The sequence below is a fragment of the Mesorhizobium sp. M4A.F.Ca.ET.090.04.2.1 genome (genome assembly GCF_003999085.1).
GTDB lineage: Bacteria > Pseudomonadota > Alphaproteobacteria > Rhizobiales > Rhizobiaceae > Mesorhizobium.
The window spans coordinates 1-902 of record NZ_RZOT01000943.1 but is presented as its reverse complement, the minus strand read 5'-3'; the positions used below and the strand labels follow the sequence as shown (position 1 = coordinate 902).

Annotated in this window: 1 pseudogene; it reads left to right on the top strand. The window is 64.4% G+C overall.

Going from position 1 to position 902, the window contains the following annotated elements:
- Positions 1-902 (top strand): annotated as a pseudogene (locus EN781_RS33355) (sarcosine oxidase subunit alpha); the annotation flags it as partial.

Sequence of the window (902 nt, the reverse complement as noted above, 5' to 3'; positions counted from 1 at the left end):
GCTCTGGCATGTCGCCGGCAAGGGCAAGGCCTTCGTCGACCAGCAGCACGACGTCACCGCCTCCGATGTCGAACTGGCGCAGCGCGAAGGTTTCGAATCGGTCGAGCACCTCAAGCGCTACACCACACTCGGCATGGCGACCGACCAGGGCAAGACCTCCAACATTGCCGGCCTCGCCATCATGGCGGCGGTGAGCGGTAAATCGATCCCGGAAACCGGCACGACGATCTACCGTCCGCCTTACGTGCCAGTCGCCATCGGCGCTTTTGCCGGTCACCACCGCGACGAAAACTTCCACGCGACGCGGCTGACGCCGTCGCATCACTGGGCGGCGGAACAGGGTGCGGTCTTCGTCGACACCGGTTTATGGAAACGGGCGCAGTGGTATCCCCGCGCGGGCGAGAAGGACTGGCTGGAATCGGTCACCCGCGAGGTCAAAACGGTGCGCGGCGGCGTCGGCTTCTGCGATGTCTCGACGCTCGGCAAGATCGATGTGCACGGTCCCGACGCCGGCGCCTTCCTCGACCGCGTCTACATCAACAGTTTTTCGAACCTCGCCGTCGGCAAGGCGCGCTACGGGCTGATGCTGCGCGAAGACGGCATCGTCTACGACGACGGCACGACCTCGCGGCTGGCCGAGGATCACTATTTCCTCACCACCACCACCGCCAAGGCCGGGCTGGTGATGCAGCATCTCGAATTCTGCCGCCAGGTGCTGTTCCCCGAGCTCGACCTGCAGTTGACCTCGGTCTCCGACCAGTGGGCGCAATTCTCAATCGCGGGGCCGAAGACCCGTGACCTGCTTCGCGAAATTGTCGATCCCTTGGACGACCTGTCGAACGAAGGTTTTCCGTTCATGGGCGCGCGCGAAGTTGCCTTGCGCGGCGGCATCAAGGCCAGGC